We start from the raw sequence: 17,847 nt of genomic DNA, 5'->3' as shown, positions 1-17,847 counted from the left end.
GGCCCAGCCCAGAAAACATGAGAGTTAGATGCTGAGTTTCATCCTGAGACGCACGCTTTGGGCCATTCCGACCCTCATCGTGGTCTCGTTCATCTCATTCCTGATTATCCAGCTTCCGCCCGGCGACTATGCCACGGCCTATGCTGCGGAATTGCGAAATGGCGGGGATTACATCACCGAAGCTCAGGAGGAGGCGATCCGCACCCAATTGGGGCTGAATGATCCAGTCTTGCTGCAGTATGGGCGCTGGATCGGCAACATACTTTTCCACGGCGATTTCGGGCAGTCGTTTCACTGGAACGCCCCGGTGTCCGACCTGATCTGGGACCGGCTGGCACTGACCCTCTTGCTCTCGACACTCTCGCTCGTATTCACATGGATCATTGCGATTCCGATCGGCGTCTACTCTGCACAACGTCAGTATTCATTCCTGGACTACCTATTCACGGTCTTCGGGTTTCTGGGCAAAGGCATCCCCGACTTTCTGCTGGCGCTGGTCCTGATGTGGATCAGCTTCATCTGGCTCAACCTCGACGTCGGCGGCTTGATGTCACCGCAATTCGAAGGACAACCGCTGACATGGGCGAAGTTCGTCAATATCCTCAGCCACATCTGGATCCCAATCGTCGTGCTGGCCACCGGCGGTGCGGCGGGACTAATCCGGGTCATGCGCGCCAATATGCTGGACGAGTTGGGCAAACCCTACGTTGAGACGGCCTATGCCCAGGGCCTGTCCGAGCGGCAGGTGGTCTGGCGCTACCCTGTGCGCGTCGCGCTCAATCCATTCATCTCGACCGTTGGTTGGGCCCTGCCCGCGCTTTTTTCCGGCGATGTGATCACCGCCGTGGTGCTGAACCTGCCCACGACCGGCCCGCTGCTGCTTCAGGCGCTAAAGATGCAGGACATGTATCTCGCCGGTTCGTTTATCCTGATCCTAAGCGTGTTCACAGTCATTGGCACGCTGATCTCCGACATCCTGCTGGCGTGGTCCGATCCGCGTATCCGCTATGCGTGAGGACCATCATGAGCGTTGATCCAAATCACCCAGACCTGTCTCTCGAGGTCGCCGCCGCTGACGGCGAAGGTCTATACACGGCCCGGCCCTGGCAGCTTATCTGGTGGCGGTTTCGCAAGCACCGTCTGGCGCTGGCATCGCTGGTCTTCCTGATCTTTGCCTATACCGTCGCGATTTTCGCCGAGTTCGTAGCCCCCTACTCGCCAACCTCGATCGAGCGGCTGCAAACCTTTGTGCCGCCGCAGGTGGTCAGGGTTTGGCACGATGGCGCACCGCACAGGCCGTTTATCTATGAACTGGAGCGGACACGGGATCCCGTCACGGCGCGGGTCACCTATGTGCAGAACCGCGAAAACCCGATCCCGCTCAAGTTCTTCGTACGCGGCGAGGACTATAAGTTCTGGGGAATCTGGCGCACTGATCTGCATCTCTTCGGGCTGGATGACCGACGCCAGAAGGTCAACCTTCTGGGGACCGACAGCTTGGGCCGGGATCTGTTCTCACGGCTGGTCTACGGGGCGAGGGTCACTCTTTCGGCCGGATTGATTGGCGTGCTCTTCGCCTTCGTCCTCGGGCTCTTCTTTGGCTCGATCTCGGGCTATTACGGCGGATTTCTCGATTCCAGCATCCAACGGTTAATGGAATTCATCCGGTCCGTTCCGACGATCCCGCTCTGGATGGGCTTGGCGGCGGCCCTGCCGATCGAATGGGATCCGCTGTTCGTCTATGTGCTCATCACCCTGATCCTCGCTCTAATCGGCTGGACGCATCTGGCGCGTGTCGTTCGAGGCAGGTTCCTGAGCCTGCGCACCGAAGATTACGTGATGGCCGCTCGTTTGGCCGGAGCGTCGGAATACAGGGTCATTACCAAGCACATGTTGCCGTCCATGACCTCCTACATCATCGCCGCAATGACGCTGGCCGTGCCCGAGATGATCCTTGGCGAAACGGCGCTGTCCTTTCTTGGGCTGGGTCTGCGGCCGCCAGTGGTCAGCTGGGGCGTGCTGCTGCAAGACGCACAGAACCTGCGCTCTATCTCGCTGGCACCTTGGCTGCTGACGCCTGGCCTGGCGGTCGTGACCGTTGTCCTGGCGTTCAACTTCCTTGGTGACGGGCTGCGCGACGCCGCCGATCCCTATGGCCACTAAGAATACGGGCAGAGCACAATGACACCCAAGACCAATACCGCGCAGCTGCCCAAGGATGTCCTTTTGGACCTTCAGGATGTCAAAGTGAGCTTTGAGACGCGCGAGGGCACCGTGACCGCCGTCAATGGCGTCAGCTACAAGGTCAGACCCGGCGAAGTGCTCGGGATCGTCGGGGAAAGCGGATCGGGGAAGTCGGTCACCGTGCGCGCGATCATGCGGCTATTGGCAAAGAACGCGATCGAAGGGCCAAAGGGTTCCATCCGTTTCAATCCCAATGGCGACCAGACCTATGATCTGCATGAGCTGTCACGCGATAACAGGCAGATTCGGGCGCTGCGCGGCAATCGAATCGGCATGATCTTTCAAGAGCCGATGACGGCGCTGTCACCTGTCCATTCGATTGGTTCGCAAATCTCGCGCACTGTCATGTTGCACCGCAAATCCACCAAGGCCGAGGCGCGCGCCCGTGCCCGCGACCTGCTCGAGCGGGTGCAACTGCCCAACCCGGACCTGATGCTGGATCGGTTTCCGCACCAACTCTCCGGCGGAATGCGGCAGCGAGCGATGATCGCGCTGGCACTGGCGTGCGACCCGTCTTTGCTGATCGCGGACGAGCCGACAACAGCTCTTGATGTGACCACGGAAGCGCAGATCCTCGAACTGCTCAAGTCGCTGCAAGCGGAGCTTGGCATGGCGATCATCTTTATCACACATAACTTCGGCGTTGTGGCGGATATCGCCGACAGGGTGGCGGTTATGTATCTGGGGCAGATCGTCGAAACCGGCGATGTGGACGATATCTTCTATGCGCCCAAGCATCCCTACACACAGGCGCTGCTGCAATCGATCCCGAGGCTGGGGCAAAAGAAGGTGCGGCGCCTGAAGACCATCCGAGGCTCTGTGCCGGATCCCTATCACATCCCATCGGGCTGTCCGTTTCACAATCGATGCGATCACGCCGATGCGGCGCTGTGCACCCAAGAGCGGCCCCCTCTTCGCGGCTTTGACAATGGGCAAGAGGCCCGTTGCCACTTCGCCGGTCAGTTGCCGGAGGCAAGCCTATGACACAGATGGCTGATGACCTGCTGTTCTCGGTGCGCGGGCTGACAAAGCATTTCGTTCTTCAACAAAAGACATGGCACAAGCCAGAAAGAGTGCTGCGGGCGGTCGAGGATGTCAGCTTTGACATTCGCAAAGGCGAAACCTTCGGCCTTGTGGGTGAAAGCGGATCGGGAAAGTCCACCGTCGCTCGGCTGCTGCTGCGGGCCTACAGCCTGACCTCCGGGCAGCTTCTGTTTCGGCAAGCGGACAATTCTGTCATCGATCTCTCAGAGCTGGATAATCGGCACATGCGGCCGCTCCGACGCGAGATGCAGATGATCTTTCAGGATCCCTATTCGTCGCTCAATCCCCGGATGACTTTGCAGGAGCTGATCGGCGAACCGATGCAGTTGCATGGTTACAGCGAAGAGGAAATCCGGACGCGGGTCGCCTCTTTGCTATCCGAAGTTGGCCTGCGCCCCGAATATGCCGCTCGCTATCCTCATGCCTTTTCCGGTGGTCAGCGGCAGCGGATCTGCATCGCCCGGGCACTGGCTCTCAACCCCTCCTTCATCGCGGCCGACGAAGCGGTGTCGGCGCTGGACGTGTCCGTGGCCGCACAGAACATCAACCTGCTGCAAGACATGCAGGAAAAGTTCGACCTGACCTATCTATTCATCACTCATGACCTCGGCATGGTCGAGCATATCTCCGACAGGCTCGCCGTGATGTATCTGGGCCGGATCGTCGAAATGGGAACGACCGACGAGCTATTCGCCCAGCCCAAGCATCCCTATACCGAGGCGCTTTTGCGCGCGGTGCCGCAGCCCGACCCACGTCAGCGCAACCAGGAAAAGCGGGGCGCGTTGAAAGGCGAAATCCCCGATGCCACCAATCCGCCGTCTGGCTGTGCGTTCCATCCGCGCTGCCCCTATGCCACCGATCTGTGCAAGATCGAAAGGCCCGCGCAGCGGGCTATCGACGGGCGACAAGTGTCTTGCCACCATGCCGAAACCTTGGCGCTCGAGGGGGTCGGCACATGATCCAACTGCAAAACGGCAGCGGTGCCGATTTCGATCTGGCCCACCGGCACCGCCCGCTGCTGCGGATGGATGTGGCCGAACCTTACGCGCCAGTGGCCATGGGCTATACTCTGTTCCGGACTCCAGACCATTCCCCCAGTTCGAAATTCGAGATCACACCCAAGGCGTCGCTGTGTACCGAATACGCGATCTGGTACGATTGGGACATCGGGCACCTCTATGATCTGGAACATGTCTGGGTGCATTTGGACGCGTCTGATCAAGTTGTCGCCGTGGAAGCTTCGTTCCACGGTCAACGCGTTCCGATGGACCTCGCAGGTGGTCTGCCGCGGATCGCCGACGGTAGACCGGTGCTCTACATTGAGCCGGGCAAACACGCCCATTGGGCCGACGGGATCGCAATGGCGGCCTTGGCGGGCACGAAACTCTGCACCCTTTGCGGTGCTCAGGCTGGCATCGACGGGGTGCATCGCGGCAATCCATTCTTTGAGGCCGAGGCCTACCAAATCACCCCCCTGATGGATCGACTGGCCCAGCGAAAGATGCAACGGGATAGCTTCGTGCCACGCTTCTGCTTCTCGCGGTCAGGCGACGACACTCCGGTCATGCTGACCGATTGGGCTGCGCTGGCCGCGTGGATCCCCTCGCGGGTCAGCATGCTGATGCAAGACCTGCCGAAGCAAGTGCCGCATCTCGCGGCGGTGTTACTCGATTGCGGCGATACGCTGATAGACGAAGCGACAGAGATCAAAATTCCCGGCACCGAGGTCGCGACCGAGGCGAAGGAAATCCCTCACGCAATGGATGCCGTGCACAGGTTGAACAATATGGGGTATCCACTCGCTCTGGTCGCCGACGGCAGCCGCGCAACCTTTGAAAATCTGCTCAAGCCGTGCGGTATCTGGGATCTTATGCAGGCCCATGTGACCTCTGACGACATCGGAGAGCCAAAGCCGTCCGCCCGGATGTTCGACGCAGCACTCGACGCGCTCCGCGTGCGGGACGCTGATCGAAACACCGTCGTAATGGTCGGCAACAACCTGGAGCGCGCTATCCGGGGCGCCAATGACGCGGGGCTCCTATCTCTCTTTGTCAGTTGGTCAAAACGGCGCAGTCAAACCCCCGAGATATCATCCGATATCCCCGACGCCCAGATCGGCAAGCTTGATCAATTGGTCGGCGCCATCGAGGCCTTCGAGCGCGCTTTGCCAGAGGTAGTTAATGTCTAAACTCGCTTATTTCTCCACCCGGCCGGGCGACACCGTCACAGCTTTCGCGCTTGGCCCACTGGAGGCCAGCTACTTCCCCGGCGCTGTTACACGTGGCACAGACAACGTGGACTACAAATTCATCAACGGATTTGTGGACGTGGGCGACCTGCCCTGTCGGATCGCCATCCGAGACGATGTCGCGAACCGCCCGACTCCCACACTTGAGCCATTTGAGAAAACTGCGCTGAATCTGCCCGGCTTCAATAGGCGGCTGGATTTCTCCGGCTTCTGGCACACGCCGCACCGGTTGAAACGCTGGGCCGCCACTCGGCTTTTCCCGGGCCGCACTGGCGAGGCCAGCTTCAAGCTCGCCACTTGCGGTGGGGTCCATATCTGGGTCGATGGCGAACATATCACGGCCTACGAGCCCTACACACGCAACGCCACCCAAGAAACGCAGATCACACTCCCTTTGCGAGCTGAAGGTTCCGACGTGGTTCTTCTGATCGAGGATATGGCAGAACGAGATACGAATTTCTTTGTTGAACTTACGTGGCGAGGCACAGACGTGCTTCGCGCCGGCCTGCCCACCGATGCGGATCCGGCCGTGCTTGACACGCTGATGGACATTGCCAGAGCAATCCGTCCCTCAAAAGTGGTGTTCGACGCGTCAGACACATTGTCGCTGTCGATTGACAGTCCCTGCCCTTGCGATGTGCAGATCAGCGCAAGTGTCGGCCAATCCGTCCACCTCAGCCACAAACCACCGCTCTTTGTCGCAAGCACCACGCTGACCAGAGGGGCGACAGTCATTGACCTCGGCCGACTCGAGACGCTGGGAGACGGTTATCATCCCCTCAAGCTCGAATTCGCCATCGGTGCCATGCGGATCGAGCGGGCAATCAGTTTAGCCCTGCTGCGCAAAAACAAGCCAACCCGATTGCCGACCGAATTGTCCGCTCGCAAACGCATCGCCCTTCGCCATGCCATCGACCATGGACAACATCGCATGGGACGGGTGTTAGCGCTCCTTGCCAGCGGCGAGCCGCTTGACACCGCCGCGTTTGAGGCACTCGACGACACTCTCGACGGGATCAAGAGCCGCCGTGATTGCTCGGATTTCGTGATGGTGCCTCTGCTCTGGACCTACGGCGCCTATGCCGACGCGATACCGACCGAATGGCAAAAGCGGATCAAGCAGGCGATTCTCGGCTACCGCTATTGGATGGACCAACCCGGCAACGACACCATGTGGTTCTGGAGCGAAAACCACGTGCTGTGCTTTCACGTCAGCGAATATATCGCAGGGGGTCTATTTCCCGACGACGTCTTCGAAAACTCCGGCCTGACCGGGGCTGAACATCGCGCCCTTGCGGACGCTCGGATGACGCGCTGGTATGACAGCGTGAGCGATCATGGACTGGCTGAATGGAACTCTGCCGCATATTATCCAATTGATTTCATTGGCCTGTTTGCAATGCATCACTGGGGTGAAGGTGAAGCCAAGGCTCGCGCAACTCACATTCTCGATCAGCTCTTTACTATGATCGCCCTACACAACATCGGCGGAGTCTCTGCCGGAACCATGGGTCGCGCCTACGACAAGGAACTTCGGGCCGGGCCTCTGACCGAGCTGTCGCCCTTTGCAGCCGTCGCCTTCGGTAGCGGTTGGCTCACGGAAGGAGTGGCCGCTTTGCCCGAATTCTGCGCAACCGATTACAGCCCCCCCCTCGGGCTCGACATAATGGCGGCACCACACGAAGGCAGAGCGATCGCGGCGTACTACGTCCAAGGCTATGGCGCCGCCGCCCGTTTGGCGCTTCACAAGACAGCGCATGTACAGCTCTCAGCCGCAATCGACGCGGCTCCGGGGGCGACCGGGCATCAGCAACATCTTGTGGATGTGCAGTTCGCCGCCAGCCCCTTCGCGCGGGTCTGGGTCAATCATCCCGGAGAAGACAATCCCTGGGGGTCAAACCGTCCGTCATTCTGGGCGGGTAACGGTGTTATGCCACGGGTCGGCATGGTCGAAAACCGCTGTCTCATACTCTCCAAACTCGGGGCCGATCCCCGATTGGCGTTCACCCACGCTTACGCCCCGGTCTCAGAGTTCGATAAGGTACACACCGGCACAGACTGGATGGTGCTGCGGTCCGGGCGTGGGGCGGTATTGCTGAAAGCAACCGGCGCAATCGAGGCTCAAATTGACGGCCCCGGGGCCGGGATAGAACATCGGGTCTATGGCAAAACCACGGGCTGGGCGCTGATCACGGTCGATTTGGCCCCCGGTGCAACCTGCGATGCTCTAATTGCGCGCGCCAGAGCCGCATCGCTCACGCTTACTGAGGGACCTGACCCTTCGCTGACGCTACGCGAACCGACACTAGGCGAACTGCGGCTCGACTACGCAACCGGGCTCTATGTGGACAGCGTCCACCGGCCCTTTCCCACTGAGAGCTACGCGCCGCAGATCAGCGCAGCTCAACCCGACGTGGTCATGCGGACTTTGGAGGAATGGACATGATCCACAGCAAGAACATCCTTTCGTCCCACCTCAGCAACGTGGCAACCGGACTGGCACGCCTTCGCGGGATCAACGATACCGCCGCCCTGTCTGACGGTGGCTTTCGACTGCAATTCGACGAGTGGGATTGGGAAATCGGCGTCGGTGTCTATGGCCTGTATCGGCACGCGGCGGCCACGAAGGACGACAGCCTGATTGCAGCGCTGGCCGATTGGTATGACTGGCAAATCTCGCGCGGCCTCCCCGCTCGACAGGTCAACTCGACAGCGCCGATGTTGGCGCTGGCCTGTCTTGTCGATCACTTGGACCGGCCGGATTGGGAAGAACTCGTCAAGGATTGGGCTGATTGGCTTTGCAACGGCCTAACCAAGACCGAGGATGGGGGCTTTCAGCATGTCACCAAAGAGCGGCAGAACGAGGGCGAGCTTTGGGATGATACGCTCTTCATGACTTGCCTGTTTCTGGCCAAGGCCGGGGTGCGCTTTGACCGGCAGGACTGGGTTGATGAAGCGGTGTTTCAATTCCTGCTACATGCCCGATATCTGTCCGATCCGAAAACCGGGCTATGGTATCATGGCTGGACATTTCGAGGCCGTCACAATTTTGCCGAGGCATTCTGGGCACGTGGTAACAGCTGGGCCACGATCGCCATCCCGGAACTTCTGGACATCGTTCCCGAACTCGGAGGATCCGAACGGCGCTTCTTGAAGGCAATCCTCCGGTCACAAGTAACAGCAATGGCCAAACTTCAATGCAAGAGTGGGTTCTTCCGGACATTGCTCGACGATCCTACGGCGCAGATTGAAAGCTCGGCGACCGCAGGGATCGCCTACGGAGTGTCGCGCGCCATCGAACTTGGCCTACTAGATGAAAGCTACAGAGAGATGTCGAACGACGCATTCGAAGCCGTGCTCGGTTGCATCGACGACAGTGGGATCGTCACACATTGCTCGGATGGGACGCCAATGGGTCATACACTACAGTTCTATAAAGACATTCCCGACATTCCAGCCCCTTACGGGCAGGCACTGACGATGTTGATGCTGGTGGACGCACTGGAGCGCGCTTCGGATTAGCCGGACCACCGCTATGGCTACCGCCCGAGCAGTTCCGAGGTACCAACAAGCAAAGATTGCGCTCTGAGCATTCCGATCCTGAGCTTCAAGACGTCGTTGTCCCATACTGGACTACGCAACACTCGTGAATGCTGTCTGGTATTGAAATATACCGATGGGGCAATCAATCGCGAGCTGCGACTTCTGTAGCCTCAGGCTCAACTCGATGCCTCAAGTGATGCTTTTTAGAAGACAACCGGCTTCTTATTGCATTCCAACCGGTCACGATCATACAGGAAATCAGGTTCGCGCGCCCAGCAGAGCATCGCTCGTACTCTTCCTGAGACAGAATGGACGAAAACTGAAGTTGTGTCTCTGAGCTCAATTCCTCAGTTTTCATGGAAACCTCCAAAAATTTTCAAAGCAATATTTCTAAAAACCATACGATCAAACCATCAACAGCAACCTAAGTATGTCGGAGTTCCTTGGCCCCTGAAAGCTGATCAAAGGATAGCCCCCCGAAGAAATTACTTAACAAAAGGCAACATTTCTACTCACTGTCGATGTCCCGTAGATGGTTCACAAAATTGCTTCAAATTGCGCCAAAACATTCCACCTCCAAAGTTGGTAAATAGATATCGGGTGGTCAAATTCAGAGGCGCGTCCGGACAGGAGCAACAGCGCCCTACTAGTAGCTTATTAAACCTGGGGTGATTGAGGCGTTGCATGCCATCATCAGCCGACCGCACGAGGTTACCTTGCTCTTAAAGTATCCCATGGCGTCAACTGCTTGCGCGATTTTCCTCATGCTCCATGGCGACAAGGAAAATCCCTCGCCTTCCTCGCCACCGAACCCAGCTAGCTGAGTTGTGGCGATAGCCTGAACGTTCCGTAGGTCTCGGCTGGAGTGCGATGAATAAGTTCGTGCGATCTGATTGCTTTTGCATCAATTCGCAATGATAACCCTTCCCAACTAGGAATTATCAACCACTACGAAAATTCGAAAGGTTCGCTACCGGCGATCACTGTCTATAATCTGACGCCCCGTGACCGCCGGTAGGATGGCTAAACCTGCCAGAACTCATTAATCAACGTCAATATACGTCTACACACACAACAATAATTGAACTAGCAACGTTCGCAGCCAAATCAAACACAGTTAACTCGTGACCCTACTGCAGACAAATTAGCACGAAGTCGATTACAGCGTCGCCTCGCCAAAAGTTCACATCAGAGGTTGTTTGCGAAACAGTTTGTCTCTCCTAATCAAACCCGGGGCGCGATAGAGCCCTGCGCTTCACAACAGAAACTTGAAAGACTGAATGGCCTCCAGCGCCCTACGGGAAATCGACCTTCTCGACGGCACAGGCCACCTATTTGATCGACGACAGGCGCTCTAATGCGCATACTTGCGGCGCGACGGCGCCCCTTAGTGCATGGCTGGAACTAAAGCGGCAGACTGAACACGAGATGACACTGCTCACCTACGCACTTTGAGTGCGTCTGTGACCAAGCAGAAAAGCGTTCCCAATGCCTCAAGCCGCAAAGAGGTGTTCTTCAGACTAGCTGAGCAAGCCCGATCGAACTAGCATCTGATATAATGCCACAAGCATCCGCGAGATGCCCTCAAGGCTACTGGTGGAAGATCAATTCGATCGATCGCCTCGCAGATCAACCGACCGCGCTGAGGTTCCTGCCAACGACTTCATGGGTTTCTGGATCGATGCCCAGTTGTTTCAAACGCTCCACAGCTCTCTCGGCCTTGCAGCGAAAGATCGCGTACTCCCGGCCATCGGTATAGCTCTGATAACCCGGCGTGATCCGCTCGGCCGACAATCCAACCAGGGCGGCGGTTCGTTGCAGTGGCAGCGGCGACAGCGTCAGGAAAGACGTTGCCCCGCGAGCAGAAACCACCCGGATCAGGCCATCAATGACCAACGCGAGGCACTGCATTCGGCCAAGTGTTGATGTGACGTCATCCGCAACTACAAGACGCGTTCCCTCCCAGACGTCTGGACCGCATAGCTTTGTATCGAACAACTGCTTTGGGATCCCATCAAGAAAGCCACTGGCGGCGTCATTCAGCATATTGGAGTACCGCCCCCACGTCGTGGTTGTGGGTTGGCACCGAGCGCCGGCTATGACCTTTCGGCCCTCAACAACCACCGAATAATGCGCGAGAGGCGTATCGTATTGATCCATCTCGACGACACCGTCGTGCGGTATGTCCCAACCAAGGTTGTCCACAAAGAAGCTCTTTCTGAGCCTCAGAAAATCGTAGTATGCCCATCCGCATTCATCCATGCGGGACATGTCAAACGTGATATTCCTCACGGTTTTTGCTCTCTGCCTGCCAATTTCTGGCTTTTTTCCTGCCGTTTTGACTAAGCCTACAAATCCACTAATAAATTGTTAAGACGTAATGGGTTCAGCGATTCGGCAGCGCCAGACGTGAGACATTAATCGCACACCTGGGTCAGATCAGCCCATAGCTATCGGCGATTGCGACAGCCTGCGGCGTCGTCCGGGCACCGAGTTTGTCCTTGGCGCTGCGCAGCCTTTGCTTGATCGCGCCTTCGGTCACGTTCAACTCGTAGGCGATTTCCTTGATCAAGCGGCCACTCTTGATCCCGGCGAGAACTTCGAGCTCAGCCTCAGTGACATCGTCCGGCGCCGTGAGATCCGAGAACAATAGTTCGAGCTTCTGCGTCAAGTCCGAGATCTCGGTGTCGGACAGCTCCCGATCCGACCGACAGAAGTTTCCAAAGCTGCGAATGCTCGGATCCTCCGGGTCGCGGAGCGAAATCGCGACGCCATACGACAATCCATATTCAGACGCTTGCATCAGGATGCCATGAGGGTCCGGAAGATCGATTTCGCTCCAGCGGACGGCCCCGGTATTGGAATAGATCCACTGCATCACTGGATCAAACATCATGAGCCCGTGGCGGGTGTACTTGTGGATCCACGCGCGCGGCAGCGTCTTGCACTCGAATTCCGGCAACAGAAATTCAAGCCGGAACGCGATATAGAAACCCGCGCTGGCAACGTCACCAAAGCCGTAGTCCATGATCTTTTCGTCAGATGGAAGCATGTGTCCTGCGCCAAAGGTGGTTGACGTTGCAGGCGGCTCCTGCCAACGTTTCAAAGTAGAACCTAGCAGCCTGGCAAGTCGCGCCAGAGGCGAAAGCGAGGCATTAATGAGCCATGCGGACAACCTGATTTCTTTGTTTGACGGGTTAAAAGCCCGTAGCCCTGCAGGTTTCGCCATAGGGTTGCATTTGGACTACACGACATCAAAGTATATCTTTCAAGCATATTCTCGCGAATGGATGGAAGTGTATTCACGTCGAGGCTTTTTGTTGAGCGATCCGACGGTTCGTTGGGGCCTTGAGAATACTGGCCACATCCGCTGGTCAGAACTCGAAGCCGCCGATCCTGCCGGAGTGATCGAAGCCGCAAAGGGCTATGGGCTTGATTTCGGGGTTTCGGTGGCCATCGCTGGCACGGAGAGTCAATCGCTGGGCAGCTTTGCCTCGTCCGAGGGCGAATTCAGTGAGAGCGCTATTGACCTGTTCAGTGAGCGGCTTTCAAAAATGCATGAGATTTCAGCCAAGATCGAGCCGGAATCGAACGACGACAAGCGCGTCAAAAGGTTTGCGGCGAGCCTTTCAGGTATAGGCCTTCACGACCTCTGAGGAACCCTGACTGGAGGCTCCGTGCCAGGCTCCGGAAAATCCACGGTTCCACTAAAGTAGTCGAAATGCCGCGCTGACTCGAGAGTTATCCCATCGATCCGATGCGGCGGAGCGAACAGATAAGGGTCAGCCCTCACGAGCCGGACAGGCGCGCGCCTGTCATGCCCCGCGGCGATAAGCGCATCCGCCACCCTTCGCGTGGCACCACTTGATAGGATGGCTTGAAACCCCTCAGCCGAAGCAACTTCGACCCTCCGCCCATCTATGAACCTCTCGTCAAAGAGTATTGTTAACATCTTTTTCGCCTTTTAGTTCCCAAAGACATCTGACGTGCCCAAGGGCCCAAACTTTGACGAAAGTTCGGTAATTGTTAGAACACTATGGAACCGCAGTTTTCCAACCGCATCTGTGGATTGCAACAGCGAAATGCCATTGTCTCTTGGCCACATTTCGCGGCAATCTCTTGGCCACATTTCGCGGCAACGAGAGAAGCCGGTGGTAAGCTCTTGAAAAGGATGAGATCGAGCGAGAGGGATGCCGGCGGAAATCAACCCAAAGTTGATCTGGGATGCCATGGGTCAAGGGCTCAATTGGCTTTCGACCCACTTGGTGATTCCCTCCGACGGCATCATCCCAGCCTGCCTCTTGCTCTCCCGCCCCCCAGCAAACGCAATCAGTAAAGGTATGCCACGAATGTCGTAGCGGGCTCCAGCTTGTGGAAATGCTTCGGTGTCCAATTTGGCGAAGCGGGCGCGACCCTTCATGCCCATGGCTGCTTTTGCGAACTCGGGCGCCATCATGCGACACGGCCCGCACCAAGCTGCCCAAAAATCCACGATCAGTGGAAGATCGTCGGTTCGAGCGGCCTTTTGAAGTGTATCGAAAGAGATGTCGGTAGGTTGATCAGCGATCAACGGCGCGCCGCATCTGCCGCATTTCGGGGATTGCAGCAGACGCTGCTCAGGCACCCGATTGGCCTGAGCACACGCTAGGCACAATAGCTTGACGTTCATCTGACACTCCCTGTCGTCTTGGTTGGTTTATTGGACTGAGACGACCCACCTTGCCAATAGGCACCATGATGCCCATCGTATGCGCCAAAGCGTCGTCGCACAAATCAAGTGCGATCAACCGGAGAAAGCGACCATGACCAGATCGGCGACCGTAGCATTTGCTGATGTCAATCCGATGCGTGCGCAAGTGAGGGCATTCTATACTTCGGACGAAGCCGAGCTGATCAAGTTGCTGTCAAGCCGCATAAAGTTATCAAGCGCCGACAGGGCGGCGGCTGCCGCGACCGGTGCCGAGTATGTCAAACGAGTTCGCAAGGAAACCTCTCCGTCGATGATGGAGGCGTTCTTGGCAGAGTACGGGCTGTCTACCGCGGAAGGTGTCGGGCTCATGTGTCTGGCGGAGGCGCTTCTTCGTGTGCCGGATGCGGCCACTATCGACGATCTGATCGAAGACAAGGTTGCGCCTTCGAATTGGGGCGCACACCTCGGTCGGTCGTCGTCTTCTTTGGTCAACGCATCGACTTGGGCATTGCTGCTGACTGGCAAGGTGCTCGATGAGGAAAAAAAGGGCCCCGCATCTGCGCTGCGCGGGCTGGTCAAGCGCCTTGGGGAGCCTGTGGTGCGTAATGCAGTCGGCCAGTCCATGAAGATTTTGGGGCGGCAATTCGTGTTGGGTCAGACAATCGAGGAGGGACTGAAGAACGCACGGTCACTGGAAAACAAGGGATACACCTATTCCTACGATATGTTGGGCGAAGCCGCGCGGACCGATCAGGACGCGCAGCGCTATTATGAAGCCTACGCCAAGGCGATAGCGGAGATTGCCAAACAGACCAAAGGCGATGTGCGTTCAAGCCCGGGCATCTCGGTGAAGCTCTCGGCTCTGCACCCGCGCTATGAATACACGCACAAAGACACTGTAATGGCCGAGCTCTTGCCACGTGCGCTTGACCTCGCCAAGCAGGCCGCGGCGGCAGGCATCGGCTTCAACATTGACGCCGAAGAGCAGGACCGTCTGGACCTGTCGCTCGACGTGATCGAAGCCATGCTGTCCGATCCGGCGCTGGCTGGCTGGGATGGTTTCGGAGTGGTGGTTCAGGCATACGGGCGCCGCGCCGCCCCGGTGATCGAGGCGCTTTATGACATGGCCGAACGCTATGACCGCAAGATCATGGTGCGGCTGGTCAAAGGTGCCTACTGGGACACCGAGATCAAACTGGCGCAGGAACTCGGTGTTCAGCGTTTTCCCGTCTACACCCGCAAGAACAATACCGACGTCAGCTATATGGCGTGTGCGCAGATGCTGCTGGATCGGCGCGACCGGATCTATCCGCAATTCGCGACCCATAATGCTCATACCTGCGCCGCCGTCATCAAGATGGCAGGAAACGACAAGGACAGCTTCGAGTTTCAACGCCTACACGGCATGGGTGAAGCGCTTCATGAAATCGTCATGGCGGCGGAGGGCACACGGTGCCGGATATATGCCCCCGTCGGCGCGCATCAGGATCTGTTGGCCTACCTCGTCCGCCGGCTGCTTGAAAACGGTGCCAACTCTTCGTTCGTGAACCAGATCGTCGATCCCGATATCCCTGCGGAATCGATCTCGGCCGACCCGGTGGCGGAAATGGAAAAGCTGGGCGATCAGATCGCCAGCCCGTCCATCCGCCAACCTGCGGACCTGTTCGCGCCGGAGCGGGCAAACTCCAAAGGCTACCGGATCAATGAACCCGGCTCGATCATGCCGCTCCTGGCCGCACGAGAGGAATTTGCCGAAACCACGTGGTCCGCCACACCGATGATCGCTGGTGGGCTCGAGTGCACAGGCCCGGTGCGAGATGTGTTCTCGCCTGCCGACAAGTCTCGCAAGGTGGGCACGGTGCAGGAGGCCACATCCGAGGATGTCTCCGCCGCCATCGACGCGGCAATTGGTGGCTTTGATCGATGGTCCGCAACTCCGGTTGCCGAGCGCGTCAATGTGCTGCGCCGGCTTGCCGATCTCTACGAGGCCAACATTGCCGAACTGACGGCAATCACCACACGCGAGGCCGGCAAGACACTTCTGGACGGCATCGCGGAAGTTCGCGAGGCCGTGGATTTCCTGCGCTATTACGCGAATGAAGCCGAGCGGCTGGAAGAGGACGAACCCGGCGCGCCGCGCGGTGTGTTCGTCTGTATCAGCCCTTGGAACTTCCCGCTCGCCATCTTCACCGGTCAGATCGCGGCGGCGCTTGCTGTCGGAAATACCGTTTTGGCGAAACCTGCCGAGCAGACGCCTTTGATCGCCGCGCGGGCCGTGCAGATGATGCGTGAAGCTGGCCTGCCCGAATACGCCCTGCAACTGCTGCCGGGCGATGGGCCGACTGTGGGCGCTCCGCTGACCAGCGATCCACGGCTTGCAGGTGTCTGCTTCACCGGATCGACCGAAGTCGCAATGATCATCCATAAGGTGCTGGCCAAGAATGCCGGCCCTGACGCCGTTCTGATCGCCGAAACCGGAGGGCTCAACGCGATGATCGTGGATTCCACCGCACTGCCGGAACAGGCGGTGCGTGATATCCTGATCTCGTCGTTCCAGTCGGCCGGTCAACGCTGCTCGGCGCTGCGGATCCTCTACGTACAAGAGGACGTGCATGACAAGCTGATGCACATGCTCTCTGGTGCGCTGGATGCGCTGGTCATCGGCGATCCTTGGCGGACAGATGTCGATGTCTCCCCGGTGATCGACGGCGACGCACAGGCCGACGTCATGGGCTACATAGCAGGGCACAAGGCAGCGGGAAGTCTGGTCAAGACCCTAACCGCACCAAGCGAAGGGACCTACGTGACGCCTGCCATCGTCAAGGTGGGCGGGATTGCCGATATGGACCGGGAGATCTTTGGCCCGGTGTTGCATGTCGCCACTTTCAAGGCGAAGGACATCGACAAGGTCGTCGATGAGATCAACGCTCGCCAATACGGCCTAACCTTTGGCCTGCACACCCGGATCGACGATCGGGTCGAACAGATCATCGACCGTATCGAAGTCGGCAACTGCTACGTCAACCGCAACCAGATCGGAGCCATTGTCGGCAGCCAGCCCTTCGGCGGAGAGGGGCTTTCGGGAACCGGCCCCAAGGCCGGTGGTCCGCTTTATCTCACGCGCTTCCGCAGGATTGGCAAAGCCGAGAGCCACGCCGCGCCCGAGGGCACGGAGATTTCCAAACCGGCCCTTGAAGAGGCCCTCGCCACGCTCGACGCGCGCAATTGGGCAGCCCGTGTAGATCGCGTGCATGTCCTACGCACCTCGCTGAGCGGGAAATCGGGTGTAGTGCGAAAGGCGCTGACCGAAACCGCCGCATTCGACATGTCGCCACAGTCGCTGCCCGGGCCGACGGGTGAAAGCAACCGTCTGCGCATGTTCCCACGCGGAAAAGTTCTGTGCCTCGGCCCTACCCCCGAAATCGCCTTGGCCCAGTCAGTTCAGGCACTGGGAGCCGGATGCGGAGCGCTGGTTGTGACTCCGGGTGCCTCGAATGCGATTAAGGAACTGGCGGCCGCTGGCGCACCTGTGCTGGCAATAGACGGCACCGTTTCGTCAGAAACGCTTCAGTCCCTACTGCATGTCGCCTTGGTCGCCGCCTCAGGGAAATCCGACTGGACTCGGAACTTGCGGATCGCATTGGCCCTTCGTACAGGCCCCTTAGTCCCACTGGTCACCGAAACCATTTCACCAGAGCGCTATGTCTTGGAACGTCATCTTTGCATCGATACAACGGCCGCTGGCGGCAATGCCAGCCTACTGGCGTCGTCGTCCTAAGCCACAAGAGCGAAGTCCGAACAAGGAAATTGACTGACGTTGCGCGCCGAGTTTCGCATGGCATCACGTGCGGATTGGACGACGCAAATCATGGCCTCGATCTGACAAGAAGTTCCGCTGCCGCGTGATGGTGACCTGAGCCCCTGAATTTCCTCCAGCTTTGTGTAGAGTCTGCCCAACTGAAGGACGGACAACTGAAGACGAGATTCACCGACGAACAGATCATTCAGATGATCAAGGAACAGGAAGCTGGCGAGAAGACGGCTGACGTGTGCAGGCGCTATGGGATCAGCCAGGGCA

General features: G+C 58.2%; 13 protein-coding genes. 10 read left to right on the top strand and 3 right to left on the bottom strand.

Going from position 1 to position 17,847, the window contains the following annotated elements; all coding sequences use genetic code 11:
* Positions 1-28: 28 nt before the first annotated feature.
* The 7 genes from LOM8899_RS06935 to bglB are packed head-to-tail and all read left to right on the top strand — an operon-like array spanning position 29 to position 9,058.
* Positions 29-1,015 carry an ABC transporter permease gene (locus LOM8899_RS06935; RefSeq protein WP_093991488.1) on the top strand — a complete coding sequence of 329 codons (987 nt, stop codon included), beginning with the start codon at positions 29-31 and terminating at the stop codon, positions 1,013-1,015.
* Positions 1,016-1,023: 8 nt separating this feature from the next.
* Positions 1,024-2,163, top strand: a complete 1,140-nt coding sequence (locus LOM8899_RS06930; protein WP_093991487.1) for an ABC transporter permease — start codon at positions 1,024-1,026, stop codon at positions 2,161-2,163.
* 18 nt (positions 2,164-2,181) lie between these two features.
* Complete coding sequence (locus LOM8899_RS06925) at positions 2,182-3,228, top strand: ABC transporter ATP-binding protein (RefSeq protein WP_211096172.1); 1,047 nt, start codon at positions 2,182-2,184, stop codon at positions 3,226-3,228.
* Positions 3,225-4,247 carry an ABC transporter ATP-binding protein gene (locus LOM8899_RS06920; RefSeq protein ID WP_093991486.1) on the top strand — a complete coding sequence of 341 codons (1,023 nt, stop codon included), beginning with the start codon at positions 3,225-3,227 and terminating at the stop codon, positions 4,245-4,247. Before LOM8899_RS06925 ends, LOM8899_RS06920 begins: the two co-directional genes overlap by 4 nt.
* Positions 4,244-5,476, top strand: coding sequence for an HAD family hydrolase (locus LOM8899_RS06915; RefSeq protein WP_093991485.1), 1,233 nt, complete (start codon positions 4,244-4,246; stop codon positions 5,474-5,476). The genes LOM8899_RS06920 and LOM8899_RS06915 overlap by 4 nt, the downstream gene beginning before the upstream one ends.
* Positions 5,469-7,982: a hypothetical protein gene (locus tag LOM8899_RS06910; protein WP_093991484.1), complete on the top strand. Its 2,514-nt coding sequence runs from the start codon at positions 5,469-5,471 to the stop codon at positions 7,980-7,982. Before LOM8899_RS06915 ends, LOM8899_RS06910 begins: the two co-directional genes overlap by 8 nt.
* A complete protein-coding gene (bglB, locus tag LOM8899_RS06905) occupies positions 7,979-9,058 on the top strand; it encodes a beta-galactosidase BglB (RefSeq protein WP_211096171.1) in 1,080 nt (359 codons plus the stop codon). Before LOM8899_RS06910 ends, bglB begins: the two co-directional genes overlap by 4 nt.
* Before the next feature lie 1,650 nt (positions 9,059-10,708).
* Here the strand turns inward: bglB and LOM8899_RS06900 are convergent.
* Together LOM8899_RS06900 and LOM8899_RS06895 are read right to left on the bottom strand one after the other, a co-directional pair.
* Entirely contained in the window at positions 10,709-11,371 is a 663-nt protein-coding gene (locus LOM8899_RS06900) for an acyl-homoserine-lactone synthase (RefSeq protein WP_133064987.1), read from the bottom strand.
* A gap of 142 nt (positions 11,372-11,513) precedes the next feature.
* A complete protein-coding gene (locus tag LOM8899_RS06895) occupies positions 11,514-12,131 on the bottom strand; it encodes a helix-turn-helix transcriptional regulator (protein WP_168770491.1) in 618 nt (205 codons plus the stop codon).
* Positions 12,132-12,237: 106 nt separating this feature from the next.
* Here LOM8899_RS06895 and LOM8899_RS06890 point away from each other — a divergent pair, with 106 nt between their 5' ends.
* Positions 12,238-12,735, top strand: coding sequence for an autoinducer binding domain-containing protein (locus tag LOM8899_RS06890; protein WP_168770490.1), 498 nt, complete (start codon positions 12,238-12,240; stop codon positions 12,733-12,735).
* Between the two features lie 578 nt (positions 12,736-13,313).
* Here LOM8899_RS06890 and LOM8899_RS06880 read toward each other — a convergent pair.
* Entirely contained in the window at positions 13,314-13,748 is a 435-nt protein-coding gene (locus LOM8899_RS06880) for a thioredoxin domain-containing protein (RefSeq protein WP_093991479.1), read from the bottom strand.
* A gap of 133 nt (positions 13,749-13,881) precedes the next feature.
* Between LOM8899_RS06880 and putA the strand changes: the two genes are divergently transcribed.
* Complete coding sequence (putA, locus tag LOM8899_RS06875) at positions 13,882-17,547, top strand: bifunctional proline dehydrogenase/L-glutamate gamma-semialdehyde dehydrogenase PutA (protein ID WP_093991849.1); 3,666 nt, start codon at positions 13,882-13,884, stop codon at positions 17,545-17,547.
* A gap of 230 nt (positions 17,548-17,777) precedes the next feature.
* Positions 17,778-17,847 (top strand): hypothetical protein (locus LOM8899_RS06870; RefSeq protein ID WP_245820481.1); only part of this gene is annotated, 70 nt, incomplete at its 3' end.

The organism is Flavimaricola marinus (genome assembly GCF_900184895.1).
GTDB lineage: Bacteria > Pseudomonadota > Alphaproteobacteria > Rhodobacterales > Rhodobacteraceae > Flavimaricola > Flavimaricola marinus.
The sequence above is the reverse complement of the archived record's forward strand: the minus strand, read 5'-3'. Positions and strand labels throughout refer to the sequence as shown.

Bases quoted from the DNA above. Each gene is read 5' to 3' on its own strand.
- LOM8899_RS06935 (WP_093991488.1), top strand. From the start codon at position 29: ATGCTGAGTTTCATCCTGAGACGCACGCTTTGGGCCATTCCGACCCTC.
- LOM8899_RS06930 (WP_093991487.1), top strand. From the start codon at position 1,024: ATGAGCGTTGATCCAAATCACCCAGACCTGTCTCTCGAGGTCGCCGCC.
- LOM8899_RS06925 (WP_211096172.1), top strand. From the start codon at position 2,182: ATGACACCCAAGACCAATACCGCGCAGCTGCCCAAGGATGTCCTTTTG.
- LOM8899_RS06920 (WP_093991486.1), top strand. From the start codon at position 3,225: ATGACACAGATGGCTGATGACCTGCTGTTCTCGGTGCGCGGGCTGACA.
- LOM8899_RS06915 (WP_093991485.1), top strand. From the start codon at position 4,244: ATGATCCAACTGCAAAACGGCAGCGGTGCCGATTTCGATCTGGCCCAC.
- LOM8899_RS06910 (WP_093991484.1), top strand. From the start codon at position 5,469: ATGTCTAAACTCGCTTATTTCTCCACCCGGCCGGGCGACACCGTCACA.
- bglB (WP_211096171.1), top strand. From the start codon at position 7,979: ATGATCCACAGCAAGAACATCCTTTCGTCCCACCTCAGCAACGTGGCA.
- LOM8899_RS06895 (WP_168770491.1), bottom strand. From the start codon at position 12,131: ATGCTTCCATCTGACGAAAAGATCATGGACTACGGCTTTGGTGACGTT.
- LOM8899_RS06890 (WP_168770490.1), top strand. From the start codon at position 12,238: ATGAGCCATGCGGACAACCTGATTTCTTTGTTTGACGGGTTAAAAGCC.
- LOM8899_RS06880 (WP_093991479.1), bottom strand. From the start codon at position 13,748: ATGAACGTCAAGCTATTGTGCCTAGCGTGTGCTCAGGCCAATCGGGTG.
- putA (WP_093991849.1), top strand. From the start codon at position 13,882: ATGACCAGATCGGCGACCGTAGCATTTGCTGATGTCAATCCGATGCGT.